Below are 14,222 nucleotides of genomic sequence, written 5' to 3' on the forward strand. Positions count from 1 at the left end.
GCAGCTATCAACCACGACGAATACTCGGAATCCGGCGGACGCCTTCCCGCTTCAGGCGCTCGCGAGGGATGCACCAATTGCGCAGTTCTACCGTTTCTACGGGCTGGAGGCCGACGCCGGATGAGCATCGGCACGGCCCTCTACGCCGACACTCGGCCGCTTACGTCAGACGATTACCCCGACGCCTCCACGCACCTTGACCGATTCCCGATCGACACCCTACATTGCGTCCATGCCGTCCCGCGCGAGCCGCGCGGACGTGACACGTACATGACGAAAACCGATAGTTTGCTATCGAATGGTATTGCCTCTATCATTTCGGCCATGACGAACCTGCACGATCTCCGCCTTGCCGTCAGCAGCATGCTCGTGCTCTCCGCCCGCAAATGGCGCCGGACGAGCGACGGCGTGCTGAACGCGTACGGCGTCTCCGAGGCCTGCGCGGCGCCGCTGCTGATGGTCGGGCGGCTCGGCGAGGCCGTGCGGCAAGGCACCCTCGCCGAACACGTCGGCATCGAAGGGCCATCTCTGGTGCGGCTGCTCGACCAGCTGTGCGCGGCGGGGCTCGCGCGCCGCGACGAGGATCCGGGCGACCGCCGCGCGAAAACGATCTCGCTGACCGACGCGGGCCGCACGGTCACCGCGCAGATGGAAGCCGACCTGAAGGTGCTGCGCGCACGCGTGCTGAAAGGCATTACGCGCGCCGAGCTCGAGACGACGCTGCGCGTGCTCGACGCCTTCAACGCGCCGGGCGAGGCCGCGCCGCGCCACGCCCCCGGCTCCGCGCCATGACGTTCCCGAGCGTTCGCGACTGGCTGTTCTCGACCAAGACGTTCGCCGCGTCGATGCTGGCGCTGTATCTCGGCCTGTTCTTCCAGCTGCCGCGCCCGTACTGGGCGATGGCGAGCGTCTACATCGTGTCGAACCCGTTCGTCGGCGCCACGCGCTCGAAGGCGCTGTACCGCGCGCTCGGCACCGCGCTCGGCGCGGCCGCCGCGATCTTCTTCGTGCCGCCGTTCGTCGAGACGCCGTTCCTGTTCAGCCTGATCGTCGGCGCGTGGTGCGGCACGCTGCTCTACCTCGCGATGTCGGACCGCACCGCGCGCAGCTACGTGTTCCTGCTCGCCGGCTATTCGATGCCGCTGATCGCGCTGCCGACCGTGACCGACCCGACCACCGTGTTCGACGTCGCGATCGCGCGCACCGAGGAAATCGTGCTCGGCATCGTCTGCGCGAGCGTGGTCGGCAGCACGATCTTCCCGAGCCGGCTCGCGCCCACGCTGATCGAGCGGACCGACGCGTGGTTCAAGGATGCCGCGTTCTACGGCCGCGAAACGCTGTCCGGGCACCTCGCGGGCAAGGCGCTTTCCGCGTGCCGGCAGCGCCTCGCGGCGACGATCACGGGGCTCGAATTCCTGCTGAGCCAGCTCGGCTACGACCATGCGCATCCGCGCATCCTCGCGCGCGCGCAGGCGCTGAGCGGCCGGATGCAGCTGTTCCTGCCGCTGATCTCGTCGCTCGCCGATCCGCTGATCGCGCTGATGCGCGACCTCCACGTGCGCCCCGCGGGGCTCGACGCGCTGCTGGCCGACGCGGCGAAGTGGTTCGACGCGCCGCTGCCCGCGCTGCGGGGCGACAGCACCGGCAGCGTCGACGATCCGGTCGCCGACCGGCTGCGCGAGCGCATCGCCGCGCTGCAGCCGCCCGACGCCGCGCTGTCGACCTGGGACGGCGCGCTGCTGTCGAACGCGCTGTGGCGGCTGCGCCAGGTGATCGACGTGTGGCAGGACTGCCGTTCGCTGCGCGCGCTGATCGCGAACGAATCGGGCGTGTGGCAGCCGCGCTACCGGCACTGGCGGCTCGGCGGCACCGAACGCTTCTTCGACCGCGGGATGATGCTGTTCTCGACGCTCACGGTGGTGTGCGCGATCGTCGCCGCCTGCGGGCTGTGGATCAGCTCGGGCTGGCACGACGGCGCGAGCGCCGTCACGCTGGTGGCCGTTTCGTGCAGCTTCTTCGCCGCGCTGGACGAGCCGGCGCCGATGGTGTTCCGGTTCTTCCTCGCGACCTGCGCGAGCGTCGTGATCGCGGGCCTGTACCTGTTCGTCGTGCTGCCGCACGTGCACGACTTCGCGATGCTCGTGCTGCTCTTCGCCGGGCCGTTCATCCTGGTCGGCACGCTGCTGCCGAGGCCGCAGTTCAACATGGTGACGATGCTGGTCGCGGTCAACACGGCCACCTTCATCAGCATCCAGAGCGCATACGAAGCCGATTTCTTCGTGTTCCTGAACAGCAACCTCGCGGGCGTCGCCGGGCTGCTGTTCGCGTTCGTGTGGACCCGCGCCACCCGGCCGTTCGGCGCGGAGCTCGCGGTGCGCCGGCTGCTGCGCTCGGGCTGGGAGGACGTCGCGCTGTCGGCGTCGACGCAGCCGATCGACAACCCGCGCAACCATGCGTCGCGGATGCTCGACCGCGTGACGCACCTGCTGCCGCGCCTCGGCGCGTCCGACGACCACCGGCATCCGTCGATCGAGAGCTTCCGCGACCTGCGCATCGCGCTGAACGCGCTCGACCTGCGCCGCTACCGCCGCAAGCTCGACGGCGACATGCCGGCCGCGATCGACCGCGTGCTGAGCGGCGTCCACGCGCATTTCGCGCGCTGCGCGGCGGCGAATGCGCGCCAGCCCGCGCCGGACGCGCTGCTCGCGACGATCGACGACGCGCTGCGCCGCGCTGCCGGCCGCGCGCAGCCGCCGGCCACCGATGCCGCCGCATCGCCCACTGCGCCCGCCGCGCCCGCAATGCATCGCTGGCTGCGCGACACGCTGCACGCGCTCGTCGGCCTGCGCCTGTCGCTGTATCCGGCCGAGGCGGCGCACGCGCCCCGGGCCCGCGGCGGAGCGCAGGCATGATCCGCTACCCTTCCCCGCTTTCCAGGCCGCGACCATGATCGGCGAAATCGACATCTTCGGCGTATTCGTGCCGGCCCCGCTCGTGCTGATGCTGATCGCCTACCTGATCAACGTCGCGATCCGCGCCGGGCTCACGCGCATCGGCTTCTATCGCCTCGTCTGGCACCGTTCGATCTTCGATCTCGGCATCTACGTGTTCGTGCTTGCCGCCGTCGTGATCGTCTCCCACCGTCTCGTGGCTACCTAACGTGAAAAAATCCTGGTTCTCCGCAGGACAGGTCCTGCTTACCCTGATCGTCGTCGTCGTGGCCGCGCTCGTGCTGTGGCGCATCGTCAACTACTACATGTTCTCGCCGTGGACGCGCGACGGGCACGTGCGCGCCGACGTGATCCAGGTCGCACCCGACGTGTCGGGCCTCATCACGTCGGTGCAGGTGGTCGACAACCAGCCGGTCAAGCGCGGCCAGGTGCTGTTCGTGATCGACCAGGCGCGCTACACGCTCGCGGAACGCCTCGCCGAAGCGACGCTCGACCAGCGCCGCGCGACGCTCGCGCAGGCGAAGCGCGAATACGCGCGCAACCTGAAGCTCGGCAACCTCGTCGCGAGCGAACAGGTCGAGGAGAGCCGCACCCGCGTCGAACAGGGCGAGGCCACGGTCGAGGATGCGAAGGTGTCGCTCGACACCGCGCGCCTGAACCTGCAGCGCACGACGATCGTCAGCCCGGTCGACGGCTACCTGAACGATCGCGCGCCGCGCGTCGGCGAATACGTGCCGGCCGGGCGGGCCGTGCTGTCGGTCGTCGACCTGAACTCGTTCCGCGTCGACGGCTACTTCGAGGAAACCAAGCTGCGCGGCATCCATATCGGCCAGGCCGTCGACATCACGGTGATGGGCGAGCCGCATCCGCTGCGCGGCCACGTGCAGAGCATCGTCGCCGCGATCGAGGATCGCGACCGCACGCAGGGCGCGAACCTGCTGCCGAACGTGAACCCGGCGTTCAGCTGGGTGCGCCTCGCGCAGCGGGTGCCGGTGCGCGTCGCGCTCGACGAGGTGCCGGACGACTTCCGGATGATCGCCGGCCGCACCGCGACGGTGTCGGTGCGCGCGGCGGACGACACGTCGAAACCGAAGGCGGCCGGCGCCGCGTCGGCCACATCAACCGCATCAACTACGTCGGCCGCGCGCGCGGCGGGAGCGTCGCAATGACGCGGCGCGGCATCCGGCTCGCGGCGGCGCTCGCGCCGCTCGCCTTCGCGCTCGGCGCGTGCAAGTCCGTCGGCCCCGACTACCACCTGCCGCAGCAGGCGTACGTGAACGCGCCGCTCGCGAACGGCGCGCTCGACGGCGCGGGCGGCACGCTCGTGTCGCATGATGCAGTGCCCGGCAACTGGTGGCAGCTCTATGACGATCCCGTGCTCGACCAGCTCGTGCGCGACGCGCTGAAGTCGAACACCGACCTGCGCGTGGCGGCGGCCAACCTCGCACGCTCGCGCGCGGCGCTGGACGTCGCGAACGCGCAGGGCGGGTTTTCCGGCAGCGCGGAGGCCGGCGTGCAGCGTGCGCAGGAGTCGGCCGAGCAGTTCCTGCTGGAAAAGAAGCTGCCGGTAGTGAACGAAGGATCGATCGGCATCAGCGTGTCGTACGAGATCGACCTGTTCGGCAAGTTGCGGCGCGGCGTCGAAGCCGCGCGCGCGGACGACGATGCCGTGCGCGCCGCCGGCGATCTCGCGCGCATCGCGGTGGTCGCTGACGTCGTGCGTGCGTATGTCGAAGCGTGCTCGGCCGGCGACGAGCTCGCGATCGCAAAGCAGTCGCTCGCGCTGCAGCGGCAGCGCGTCGCGCTGTCGCAGCGGTTGCGCGATGCCGGGCGCGGCAACCAGACCGACGTGACGCGCGGCGTGACGCAGGTGCGCACGCTCGCCGCGGATATTCCGCGCTTCGAGGGGCGCCGCAAGGTCGCGCAGTACCAGCTCGCCGCCTTGCTCGCGCGCGCGCCCGCCGACCTGCCGAAAGCGGTCGCCGCCTGCGAGCGGCTGCCGGCGCTGCGCCAGCCGATTCCGATCGGCGACGGCGCCGCGCTGCTGCGCCGCCGCCCGGACGTGCGCGAAGCGGAGCGGCAACTCGCGGCCGCCACCGCGCGGATCGGCGTCGCGACCGGCGCGCTGTACCCGTCGGTCAGCATCGGCGCATCGGCCGGCACGACCGGCCTCGCCGCCGACCTGTTCTCGCCGACCACCAACCGCTGGTCGTTCGGACCGCTGATCAGCTGGACCTTCCCGGTCAACGGCCAGCGCGCGCGCGTGCGCGAGGCCGAGGCGGCGACGGCCGGCGCGCTCGCGCATTTCGACGGCGTCGTGCTGAACGCGCTGCGCGAAACGCAATCGAGCCTCGCAACCTACGCGGCCGATACGCAGCGCGCGGACGCGCTGCGGACCGCGTACGAATCGGCGCGCAGCTCGGCCGACGAAACGCATCGGCTCTATCAGGCCGGCCGCGAATCGTTCCTCTCCGATCTCGACGCAACTCGCACGCTGACCAGCGTGCATGCGCAGGTCGCGGCGGCCGAGGGGCAGGTCGCGGCCGACCAGGTGCGGCTGTTCCTCGCGCTCGGCGGCGGCTGGGAAGCGGAGGCGGCGCCGGCCGCGCAGCACGCGCAACCGCAGGCGAACACCCCTGCGCGGAAACCGGCGGCCGGCGAATGACACGCGCGGCCGGCGCCTGATCCGCGACATAGCAGCCGGCGGCGGCCGGCCGGTCGCGGCGGCAGTACACTATCCGCCGCACTGCATTCACCGTGCGCTGCCCACCGGGCAGCGGCATCCCTTCCGGAGATCCATCATGCGAACCAGCGCCCGTAATCACTTCGCCGGCCAGGTCACCGCCGTCAAGGCCGGTGCCGTCAACGACGAAGTCACGCTCCGCACGCCGGACGGCCTCGACATCGTCGCCGTCATCACGCACGGCAGCGCAGCGTCGCTGGGCCTCGCGGCCGGTTCCGCCGCGTTCGCGCTGGTCAAGGCGTCGTCGGTCGTCGTGATGGTCGACGTCGACAGCAACAAGGTGTCGGCGCGCAACTGCATCGCGGGCACCGTGTCGTCCGTCACGAAGGGCGCGGTCAATGCGGAAGTCGCGATCGCCGCGCCGGGCGGCGCGCAGATCGTCGCGATCGTCACCAACGACAGCGTCGATCGCCTCGGGCTCGCGAGCGGCGCGGCCGCGACGGCGATCTTCAAGGCATCGAGCGTGATCGTCGGCGTCGAGTGACGTGTGACGCTGAACGCGCTGCCGCTGCGCGACGTCAGCCACACGGTTCGCGCCGACGACGCCGAGTGCATCGCCGCGATCGGAGCGCACGCGTGCCTGCGCTCCGATCGCCTGTGGCGGGATCTCGGGCTCGACGGGCGCGACGCGGTGTCCGGGATGCTGGCGCGCAATTTCCCCGCGCTCGCCGCACGCAACGTCGCGCATCTGCGCTGGAAGAAATTCGTCGCGATGGAAATCGCCGCGCAGCTCGGCGAGCCGCCCGGACCCGCGCCGGGATGCCCCGGCTGCGAGGACTACGCGCACTGCTTTCCGCCGGCACGCTAGCCACCGCACGGCCCGCGCACGCACAGCCCGTTCGTGTATCCTTGCGCGCATGACGAAATCCCCACCTCCCGCCAAGCGGCGCGCGATCGACGAACCGCAGGTCAGTTTCCGCATGCGCATCCGCATGGGCGACACGGTCGCGCTCGGGCCCGGCAAGGTCGCACTGCTCGAAGCGGTGCGCGAGCACGGCTCGATCTCGGCAGCCGCGCGCAGCCTCGGCATGTCGTATCGCCGTGCGTGGCTGTTGATCGACGAACTGAACCGCTCGCTCACGTCGCCCGCCACCGTGTCGGAACAAGGCGGCCACAGCGGCGGCGGCTGCACGCTCACGCCGGTCGGCGACGAGATCGTCCGGCTCTATCGCGCGATCGAACAGCAGGCGCAGAAACACTGCGCGAAACAGATCGCGGCACTCACCGGCTTCATGCAGCCCTGACTGCCCCGCCCGCGCGTCGTCAGCCGTGCCGCAGGCAGAACGCCGTCGTGCGACCGCAGCCGTGCTGCGTCGCTGGCACTTCCGGCTCTTCCATCATCAGGTCAACGAAGCTTGCGACGCTGGCCGTCCTGAGCGGGTGATACGCGATCCCGTGCCGCTCGCACATGCGCTTGAGCGTGTTCATCGAATCGTGGTCGACGCAATCGACCGGGAATACGACCAGGTCCGCGCCGGGAATCGACGCGGCCAGCTTGCCCTTGCGGTCCTCGATGCCGCCGTCGTGCACGGTCGGCAAACCGCCGGCCACTTCGACGAGCCGCCGGATCGCCGCATGCGGCCCGGGGCGTCCGCCGGCGTACACGACGCGTTTGCCCTGCACGCGCGTCAGGGTCGCAGATTGGCTCTCAGGTTGCGCGAGGGTGCGCAGCAGCGATCCTGCGGCGGCCGCAGCGCCGGCCCGTTGGCGTGGCCGGATGCCAGCCGCGACAGTCGAAACGGGGGCATGTCTATCTCAGACCTCTTTCAAAAGGCATTCACGCGACGATCGCGCGGCCGCCGCGCGGCATCGTCGCCGCATCGGCCGGCAGCGGGTGCGCGGGGTGACACGCGAGCACGTGCGCAACGCACAGGCCGACGAACTCGGCATCGAGCCGCTCCAACATCGCGGCCGCGTTGCGCAATGCGGCGTCACTGGCCGGCGGCGCCTGCGCGAAGATCACGTCGCGGTGCCGTTCCGCCGTACCGGCACGTTCGATGCAGCGGTTCAGTTCGGGAAGGCAGTGAAACCCCGTGCGTTCGGCATGCGCGGCAAGCGCCTGCAACAACGCATCGAACGGCATGACGTCCGATGCGTCGGGCGCCAGTGCCGCCGCGTCGCGCCGCGCGAGCAGTGCGACAAAACGCGCGACGCTGCCGCGCAACCGCCCGAACGCGTCGACCACGCTCGCGATCCGTTCCGCACGCGGCCCGTCCTCGCGCCGCTTCAACGGCACGATCCTCGCGGACAGCCCGCCGTCCGCGAAGCCGTCCTGCTGCGCCTGCTGCACCCGTTCATCCATCCCGCCCTCACTGCAACCGAACGCGCACCGTCCGACCGCGCGTCGCATCTTCATGGCCTCGTAATATACAGCAGAACATAGCGAGCGCCGGCGTCGCCCACGGCTGTGCTGCCGTACGCTGCCGTCAAGTGACTGCCCTGCCCCGTCGAGAAACACCGCCCGTCCCCGGAATAAGCCGTGAGAGCCGAACGTTTACCGCACGTATGCCGCGCGGCGTTCGCACCAGTTTCGACAGGCACCCCGTTTCATCGATCAAGGGAGGGCAACCATGAACATGGCTTGGCGTACTGCGCTCGTCGCAAGCGTGGCCGCGCTCGGCATCGCGTCGCAGGCGGCCCGCGCGCAGCAGACCGTCAAGGCGACACTGCGGTCGGACGCGATTCAGCTCGAGCCGCATGACGTGAAGGCGGGCAGGGTGACGTTCGACGTCGTGAATTCGGCCGGCAGCGACATGGCGCACGAACTCGTCGTGCTGAAGACGGATCTCGCCGACGGCGCGCTGCCGGTTCGCAAGGGGCTGGTACAGGAAGCGCGGCTGCACAAGATCGGCGAGGTCGAGGACATCGCGCCCGGCCGGCACAAGCATCTGGCGCTCACGCTTGCGCCCGGCCGCTACGCGCTGATCTGCAACAAGCCCGGCCACTATGCGGCCGGCATGCATGCGGCGCTGGTCGTCACGCGCTGACGTTCGAGGCGGACGGCGCGCGACACCACGCGCCGTCCGCCGGCTGTCGGGTCAATGCGGGATCAACGCCGGATCAATGCCGATGCCGGTGATGGATATCCGGGAAATGCGCATGTGAATGCGTGATCGGCAAGTGCACGTGCGGATGCGTGTGCGGCTCGTCGCCGTCGTACGGAAAATCGTGCGTGTGCTGGTGATGCGCATCGTGGCGATGCCGATGCGTATGCTCCAGCCGTTCGTGCGCATGCTCGTGCTCGTGCCGTTCGCGCACGTGCAGCCAGATGCCGAACGCCATCAGCGCGGCCGCGGCCCAGAACGCAATCGACGGCATTTCCGGCCAGATCAGCAGTGAAAGCGCGACGCCGAACAGCGGCGCGACCGAGAAATACGCGCCCGTGCGCGCGGTGCCGAGATCGCGCAGCGCGACGACGAACAGCACGAGGCTGATGCCATAGCCGGCGAGCCCCGTCAGCATCGCGGCCGCCGCGGTCGACACGGCCGGCAGCGCGGCGCCCGTCGCGACGGCGATCGCGATGTTCACCGGCCCCGCGAACAAGCCCTTCAGGCACGCGATCACCATCGCGTCGTTCGCCGACACCTTGCGCGTGAGGTTGTTGTCGATCGCCCAGCACAGGCATGCGCCGACGATCAGCAGCGCGCCGACCGGCACGCCCGCCGCCGCCGGCTTCCACGACAGCAGCACGCCGCCGGCGACGATCGCCACCATGCCGAGAAACACCTGCAGGTCGACGTTCTCGCGGAACACCACCCACGCGATCACCGCGGTCAGCACACCCTCCAGGTTCAGCAGCAGCGCGCTCGTGGCGGCCGGCGTGCTCGCGAGCCCGAGCATCAGCAGCGCGGGCCCGGCGACCCCGCCCGCCGCAATCGCGCCGGCCAGCCACGGAAGCTCGGATTTTTTCAGCGCATGGCCGTCGCCGGCGGGCGCGGCGGCGGGCCGCCGCAGACGGCGGATCAGGATCCCCACGCCGAGGCCGAGCCCGCTTCCCAGGTAGAACAGGCCCGCCACCATGAACGGGGACATCGCGCCGAGCAGCGCCTTGGCGAGCGGCGTGGCCGCGCCGAACAGCGCGGCGGTCAGCGCGACGGCGATCGCATTGAATCTCGTGTGCATAGGTCGGAAAACGTAAGGATTGCGCAGGGCCTGCGCGACGCCGCCAGATTATCCCGCCGGCATGACGGCATGTCGCCGGCCCCGGTCGACAATTAAACTTGTAGCGATCATAACGCACGAGTAGCATTATCTACATGAATACGATCTCGACCTGGTCGCTCCTCGTGCTGACGCTGCCGACCGAAAACGCGACGGCGCGGATGCGCTTCTGGCGCGCGCTGAAGGCGAAGGGCTGCGCGGTGCTGCGCGACGGCATCTACCTGCTGCCGTACTCGGAGGAACGCGAAAGCATGCTGCGCGAACTCGCTGGCGCGATCGCCGGCAGCGGCGGCACCGCGCATCTGCTGCGCGCACCGAGCCTCGACGCGTCGCAGGACGCGGAATTCCGCGCGCTGTTCGCCCGCGACGACGAATACGCGGCCTTCATCCGCACGCTGTCGGACGCGCGCAAGACGCTGTCCGCGCAATCGCCGGCGGAGCTGGCGCGCGGGCTGCGCCGCCTGCAAAAGGACTACGACGCGCTGCGCGCGACCGACTGGTTCCCGGGCGACGCGGCCGCCCGCGCCGAGGCCGCCTGGCGCGATTTCGTCGCCGTCGTCGAGACGGTGCTGTCGCCGGGCGAGCCGCACGCGGCGTCGCGCGCAATCCCGCTGCTGCCGCTCGGCGACTACCAGGGGCGCACCTGGGCGACGCGCCGCCACCTGTGGGTCGACCGCGTCGCGAGCGCGTGGCTGATCCGCCGCTTCATCGACCCGCGCGCGCGCTTCCGGTGGCTCGCGTCGCCGCAGGACTGCCCGCCCGGTGCGCTCGGCTTCGACTTCGACGGCGCGGCGTTCACGCACGTCGACGAGCGCGTGACGTTCGAGGTGCTGCTCGCAAGCTTCGGGCTCGACAACGATGCGGCGTTGATGCGGCTCGGCGAAATCGTGCATGCGCTCGACGTCGGGGGTACGGCCGTGCCCGAAGCCGTCGGATTCGAGGCCGTGATGGCCGGCACGCGACAACGCGCCGAGAACGACGATCAGTTGCTGGAACAGATGGGCGCGGTGCTCGACGCGCTGTACGCGCACTTTGCGTCGAATGGAAAAATCGAAAGCCGGGGACGGTCATGACCACGACGATTGCCACAAACACGCCGACCTACTCGCTTGGCCAGCTGGTCGGCTACATGCTGCGCCTCGGCACGCTCGGTTTCGGCGGGCCGGTTGCGCTCGCCGGCTACATGCGCCGCGATCTCGTCGAGAAGCACGGCTGGATCACCGAGGCCGATTACAAGGAAGGACTCACGCTGGCCCAGCTCGCACCGGGGCCGATGGCCGCGCAGCTCGCGATCTACCTCGGCTACGTGCACTACCGGATCCTCGGCGCGACGCTCGTCGGGCTCGCGTTCGTGCTGCCGTCGTTCCTGATGGTCGTCGCGCTCGGCTTCGCGTACGCGCACTTCGGCGGGCTGTCGTGGATGCAGGCGGTGTTCTATGGCGTTGGCGCCGCGGTGGTCGGCATCATCGCGATGAGCGCGTACAAGCTGACCACGAAGACCATCGGCAACGACAAGCTGCTCTGGGCGATCTTCCTGACGCTGGCTGCCGTGACCTTCGTCACCGAATCGGAAATCGCGTGGCTGTTCATCGTCGCCGGGCTGATCGGCCTGTTCTGGCGCGCGCCGCCGAAATGGCTCGACAAAGGCGGGCTGAACGCGCTCGCCGCGGCCAATCTGCCGGCTACGAGCGGTTTCCTGAGCGGCATCGACGTTTCCGTGCTCACGCAGATCGGCGTGTTCTTCGCGAAAGCCGGCACGTTCGTGTTCGGCTCGGGGCTCGCGATCGTGCCGTTCCTGTACGGCGGCGTCGTCACCGAGCACCACTGGCTCAACGACAAGCAGTTCGTCGATGCGGTGGCGGTCGCGATGATCACGCCGGGGCCGGTGGTGATCACCGTCGGCTTCATCGGCTACCTCGTGGCAGGCCTGCCCGGCGCGTGCGTCGCCGCGCTCGGCACCTTCCTGCCGTGCTACCTGTTCACGGTGATTCCCGCGCCGTACGTGAAGAAGTACGGCCACCGCGCGGACGTCAAGGCGTTCGTCGACGGCATCACGGCGGCGGCCGTCGGCGCGATCACCGGTTCCGTGCTCGTCATCGCGAAACGCTCGATCGTCGATCTGCCGACGGCCGCGCTGGCCGTCGCGACCGTGCTGCTGCTGTGGCGCTTCAAGAAGCTGCAGGAGCCCGTGATCGTCACGGCCGCGGCGCTGATCGGGCTCGCGGCCTATCCGTTTCTTCATCACTGACGCGCCGCTCGCGCGGCGCCTGCGCCATGCACGTTCCGCGCGGCCGCACCGCCGCCCTTGCCGCGACCCGCGTCGCACGCCGCCTGCTGCCGGACGGCGTCGACGCCACCGCGTGGATCCTGCTCGCGAGCCGCGGCCTGCGCGGCTTTACCGACGGCTTCATCGCGGTGCTGCTGCCCGCCTATCTGCTCGCGCTCGGCCTCACGCAACTTCATGTGGGGCTGCTCGGCACCGCGACGCTGCTGGGCTCGGCCATCGCGACCGTGGCCGTCGGCGCGCTCGCGGGCCGCATCGCGCATCGCCGCCTGCTGACGCTCGCGGCCGTGCTGATGACCGCTACCGGCATCGGCTTCGCGAGCCTGTCCGGCTGGTGGCCGCTGCTCGTCGTCGCGTTCGTCGGCACGCTCAATCCGAGCGCCGGCGATGTGAGCCTGTTCCTGCCGCTCGAGCAGGCCCGGCTCGCGGCGGCGGCCGGCGGCGACGCGCGCACCGCGCTGTTCGCGCGCTACAGCCTGGTCGGCGCCGTGTCCGCCGCGCTCGGCGCGCTCGCGGCGGGCGTGCCGACGTGGCTGGCCGCGCATGCCGGGTTCGCGCCGCTCGCCGCGATGCGCGCGATGTTCGTGCTGTATGCGCTGGCCGGCATCGCGGTGTGCGCGCTGTATCGCAAGCTGCCGCGCACCGCGCAGCGCACGCCGGCCCCGGCGGCCCCGCTCGGGCCGTCGCGGCGCATCGTCATGCGGCTCGCACTGCTGTTCAGCGTCGACGCGTTCGCGGGCGGGCTCGTCGTCAACTCGCTGCTGTCGCTGTGGCTGATGCAGCGCTTCGGCCTGTCGGTCGGCGCGGCCGGCCGGTTCTTCTTCTGGGCCGGGCTGCTCAGCGCGGGCTCGCAGCTCGCCGCCGCGCCGCTGTCGCGCCGCATCGGCCTGCTGAACACGATGGTGTTTACGCACATCCCGTCGAGCGTGTGCCTGATCGGCGCCGCCATCGCCACCTCGCTGCCGGCCGCGCTCTCACTGCTGCTGGTACGCAGCGCACTGTCGCAAATGGACGTGCCGACCCGCACCGCCTACGTGATGGCGGTCGTCACGCCGCCGGAACGGGCGGCTGCGGCCAGCGTCACGTCGGTGCCGCGCAGCCTCGCGGCCGCGCTCGCGCCGACGCTTGCCGGCGGCCTGTTCGGCCTCGGCTGGCTCGGCGCGCCGCTCGTCGCCTGCGGCGTGCTGAAGATCGCGTACGACCTCACGCTGCTGGCCGCGTTCCGGCACGTCCGCCCCGACGCCGACAGCCGGTCGTAGCGGCATGCTCGGAAACGCCGCAGGCCCGCGACGTGGACAGCGCGTGCGTCCATCGTTATATTTCGTCAGTTATAACGGAGACGGAGCAACACGCGTGAACACCGACATGAAGCAGGACATGAAGCAGGCAGTGGGAAGCAAGTACGTGCTGGAGCAGATGCTGACGGCGCGCGACCGGACATGGGAAGTGGTCGACGCCGTCGCCGCGCGAATCAAGCCGGGCATGCGCGAATCGGAAGCCGCCGCGCTGTGCAAGGCCGTGATGACGGAACTCGGGATGGACCGCATCTGGCATCCGGTGATCGTGCGCTTCGGCGAGAACACGCTGAAGACTTTCAAGCAGCGCTCCGACGACGATCCCTGCCTGCGCGAGCACGACATCTTCTTCATCGACCTCGGCGTGGTGTGGGACGCACACGAAGGCGATGCGGGCGCAACCTTCGTCGTCGGCGACGATGCGGACATGCGGGCCTGTGCGGACGCCGCCCGCACGCTGTTCGACGACGTGAAGCATCACTGGCAGACGAGCGGCGCGGGTGGCACCGCGCTTTACGCGTACGCCGAGCGCCGCGCGACGGAACTCGGCTGGCGCCTGAACCTGGACATCAAGGGCCATCGCGTGTCGGATTTCCCGCATGCGATCTACAAGGCCGGCGACCTCGGCGATTTCGACGCACGCCCCGACGCGGGCCTGTGGATCCTGGAGATCCAGCTCGCGCATCCGACGCGCCCGTTCGGCGCGTTCTACGAGGACCTGCTCGCGTGATGCGTGATGCGTGATGCGTGATGCGTGATGCGCGATGCGCGATGCGCGATGCGCGATG

The 14,222-nt window shown here is 70.2% G+C and carries 15 protein-coding genes and 1 pseudogene; 13 read left to right on the plus strand and 3 right to left on the minus strand.

Features of this window, described 5'->3' with window-relative positions:
* Positions 1–324: 324 nt before the first annotated feature.
* The 8 genes and pseudogenes from ABFO07_RS34310 to ABFO07_RS34345 all read left to right on the plus strand — a co-directional run bounded on the left by ABFO07_RS34310 (position 325) and on the right by ABFO07_RS34345 (position 6,938).
* Positions 325–792: a MarR family winged helix-turn-helix transcriptional regulator gene (locus ABFO07_RS34310; RefSeq protein ID WP_059907299.1), complete on the plus strand. Its 468-nt coding sequence runs from the start codon at positions 325–327 to the stop codon at positions 790–792.
* The gene (locus ABFO07_RS34315; protein ID WP_347469818.1) at positions 789–2,912 is read left to right on the plus strand and encodes an FUSC family protein; all 2,124 of its coding nucleotides are present in this window, start codon (positions 789–791) and stop codon (positions 2,910–2,912) included. The genes ABFO07_RS34310 and ABFO07_RS34315 overlap by 4 nt, the downstream gene beginning before the upstream one ends.
* A 34-nt stretch (positions 2,913–2,946) precedes the next feature.
* Positions 2,947–3,159: a DUF1656 domain-containing protein gene (locus ABFO07_RS34320; protein ID WP_059558033.1), complete on the plus strand. Its 213-nt coding sequence runs from the start codon at positions 2,947–2,949 to the stop codon at positions 3,157–3,159.
* Between the two features lies 1 nt (position 3,160).
* Positions 3,161–4,120: an HlyD family secretion protein gene (locus tag ABFO07_RS34325; RefSeq protein WP_347469819.1), complete on the plus strand. Its 960-nt coding sequence runs from the start codon at positions 3,161–3,163 to the stop codon at positions 4,118–4,120.
* Positions 4,117–5,616: an efflux transporter outer membrane subunit gene (locus ABFO07_RS34330; protein WP_060365415.1), complete on the plus strand. Its 1,500-nt coding sequence runs from the start codon at positions 4,117–4,119 to the stop codon at positions 5,614–5,616. Before ABFO07_RS34325 ends, ABFO07_RS34330 begins: the two co-directional genes overlap by 4 nt.
* 136 nt (positions 5,617–5,752) lie before the next feature.
* Positions 5,753–6,178: a TOBE domain-containing protein gene (locus tag ABFO07_RS34335; protein ID WP_059892861.1), complete on the plus strand. Its 426-nt coding sequence runs from the start codon at positions 5,753–5,755 to the stop codon at positions 6,176–6,178.
* A 36-nt stretch (positions 6,179–6,214) separates the two neighbouring features.
* Positions 6,215–6,502, plus strand: a pseudogene (locus ABFO07_RS34340) (nitrogen fixation protein NifQ); the annotation flags it as partial.
* Positions 6,503–6,614: 112 nt separating this feature from the next.
* Positions 6,615–6,938, plus strand: coding sequence for a winged helix-turn-helix domain-containing protein (locus tag ABFO07_RS34345; RefSeq protein WP_059881288.1), 324 nt, complete (start codon positions 6,615–6,617; stop codon positions 6,936–6,938).
* 19 nt (positions 6,939–6,957) lie between these two features.
* Here the strand turns inward: ABFO07_RS34345 and ABFO07_RS34350 are convergent, their stop codons facing one another.
* On the minus strand, positions 6,958–7,317 hold the full coding sequence (locus ABFO07_RS34350) for a DUF2325 domain-containing protein (RefSeq protein WP_409071633.1): 360 nt from the start codon (positions 7,315–7,317) through the stop codon (positions 6,958–6,960).
* Between the two features lie 154 nt (positions 7,318–7,471).
* Positions 7,472–7,996, minus strand: a complete 525-nt coding sequence (locus ABFO07_RS34355) for a hypothetical protein (RefSeq protein WP_059803917.1) — start codon at positions 7,994–7,996, stop codon at positions 7,472–7,474.
* Positions 7,997–8,264: 268 nt separating this feature from the next.
* On the opposite strand from ABFO07_RS34355, the gene ABFO07_RS34360 reads away from it, so the two are divergent.
* Positions 8,265–8,681, plus strand: coding sequence for a plastocyanin/azurin family copper-binding protein (locus ABFO07_RS34360; protein ID WP_124490989.1), 417 nt, complete (start codon positions 8,265–8,267; stop codon positions 8,679–8,681).
* 73 nt (positions 8,682–8,754) lie between these two features.
* On the opposite strand, the gene ABFO07_RS34365 is transcribed toward ABFO07_RS34360, so the two are convergent.
* Positions 8,755–9,816 (minus strand): DMT family transporter, encoded by a 1,062-nt coding sequence (locus ABFO07_RS34365; RefSeq protein WP_347469821.1) that lies wholly within the window; start codon positions 9,814–9,816, stop codon positions 8,755–8,757.
* A 134-nt stretch (positions 9,817–9,950) separates the two neighbouring features.
* On the opposite strand from ABFO07_RS34365, the gene ABFO07_RS34370 reads away from it, so the two are divergent.
* The 4 genes from ABFO07_RS34370 to ABFO07_RS34385 all read left to right on the plus strand — a co-directional run bounded on the left by ABFO07_RS34370 (position 9,951) and on the right by ABFO07_RS34385 (position 14,164).
* Positions 9,951–10,928 (plus strand): chromate resistance protein ChrB domain-containing protein, encoded by a 978-nt coding sequence (locus tag ABFO07_RS34370; RefSeq protein WP_060289482.1) that lies wholly within the window; start codon positions 9,951–9,953, stop codon positions 10,926–10,928.
* Positions 10,925–12,103, plus strand: coding sequence for a chromate transporter (locus ABFO07_RS34375; protein ID WP_347469822.1), 1,179 nt, complete (start codon positions 10,925–10,927; stop codon positions 12,101–12,103). Before ABFO07_RS34370 ends, ABFO07_RS34375 begins: the two co-directional genes overlap by 4 nt.
* 26 nt (positions 12,104–12,129) lie before the next feature.
* Positions 12,130–13,398 (plus strand): MFS transporter, encoded by a 1,269-nt coding sequence (locus ABFO07_RS34380; protein ID WP_060015279.1) that lies wholly within the window; start codon positions 12,130–12,132, stop codon positions 13,396–13,398.
* A gap of 106 nt (positions 13,399–13,504) precedes the next feature.
* Entirely contained in the window at positions 13,505–14,164 is a 660-nt protein-coding gene (locus ABFO07_RS34385; protein ID WP_347469960.1) for a M24 family metallopeptidase, read from the plus strand.
* Positions 14,165–14,222 lie beyond the last annotated feature (58 nt).

Source organism: Burkholderia stagnalis, assembly GCF_039848545.1.
GTDB classification, from domain to species: Bacteria; Pseudomonadota; Gammaproteobacteria; order Burkholderiales; family Burkholderiaceae; genus Burkholderia; species Burkholderia stagnalis.

Excerpts from the sequence above, each read along its gene's own strand:
- ABFO07_RS34310 (WP_059907299.1), top strand. The coding sequence starts at position 325 with ATGACGAACCTGCACGATCTCCGCCTTGCCGTCAGCAGCATGCTCGTG.
- ABFO07_RS34315 (WP_347469818.1), top strand. The coding sequence starts at position 789 with ATGACGTTCCCGAGCGTTCGCGACTGGCTGTTCTCGACCAAGACGTTC.
- ABFO07_RS34320 (WP_059558033.1), top strand. The coding sequence starts at position 2,947 with ATGATCGGCGAAATCGACATCTTCGGCGTATTCGTGCCGGCCCCGCTC.
- ABFO07_RS34330 (WP_060365415.1), top strand. The coding sequence starts at position 4,117 with ATGACGCGGCGCGGCATCCGGCTCGCGGCGGCGCTCGCGCCGCTCGCC.
- ABFO07_RS34335 (WP_059892861.1), top strand. The coding sequence starts at position 5,753 with ATGCGAACCAGCGCCCGTAATCACTTCGCCGGCCAGGTCACCGCCGTC.
- ABFO07_RS34345 (WP_059881288.1), top strand. The coding sequence starts at position 6,615 with ATGCGCATCCGCATGGGCGACACGGTCGCGCTCGGGCCCGGCAAGGTC.
- ABFO07_RS34355 (WP_059803917.1), bottom strand. The coding sequence starts at position 7,996 with ATGGATGAACGGGTGCAGCAGGCGCAGCAGGACGGCTTCGCGGACGGC.
- ABFO07_RS34360 (WP_124490989.1), top strand. The coding sequence starts at position 8,265 with ATGAACATGGCTTGGCGTACTGCGCTCGTCGCAAGCGTGGCCGCGCTC.
- ABFO07_RS34365 (WP_347469821.1), bottom strand. The coding sequence starts at position 9,816 with ATGCACACGAGATTCAATGCGATCGCCGTCGCGCTGACCGCCGCGCTG.
- ABFO07_RS34370 (WP_060289482.1), top strand. The coding sequence starts at position 9,951 with ATGAATACGATCTCGACCTGGTCGCTCCTCGTGCTGACGCTGCCGACC.
- ABFO07_RS34375 (WP_347469822.1), top strand. The coding sequence starts at position 10,925 with ATGACCACGACGATTGCCACAAACACGCCGACCTACTCGCTTGGCCAG.
- ABFO07_RS34380 (WP_060015279.1), top strand. The coding sequence starts at position 12,130 with ATGCACGTTCCGCGCGGCCGCACCGCCGCCCTTGCCGCGACCCGCGTC.
- ABFO07_RS34385 (WP_347469960.1), top strand. The coding sequence starts at position 13,505 with ATGAAGCAGGACATGAAGCAGGCAGTGGGAAGCAAGTACGTGCTGGAG.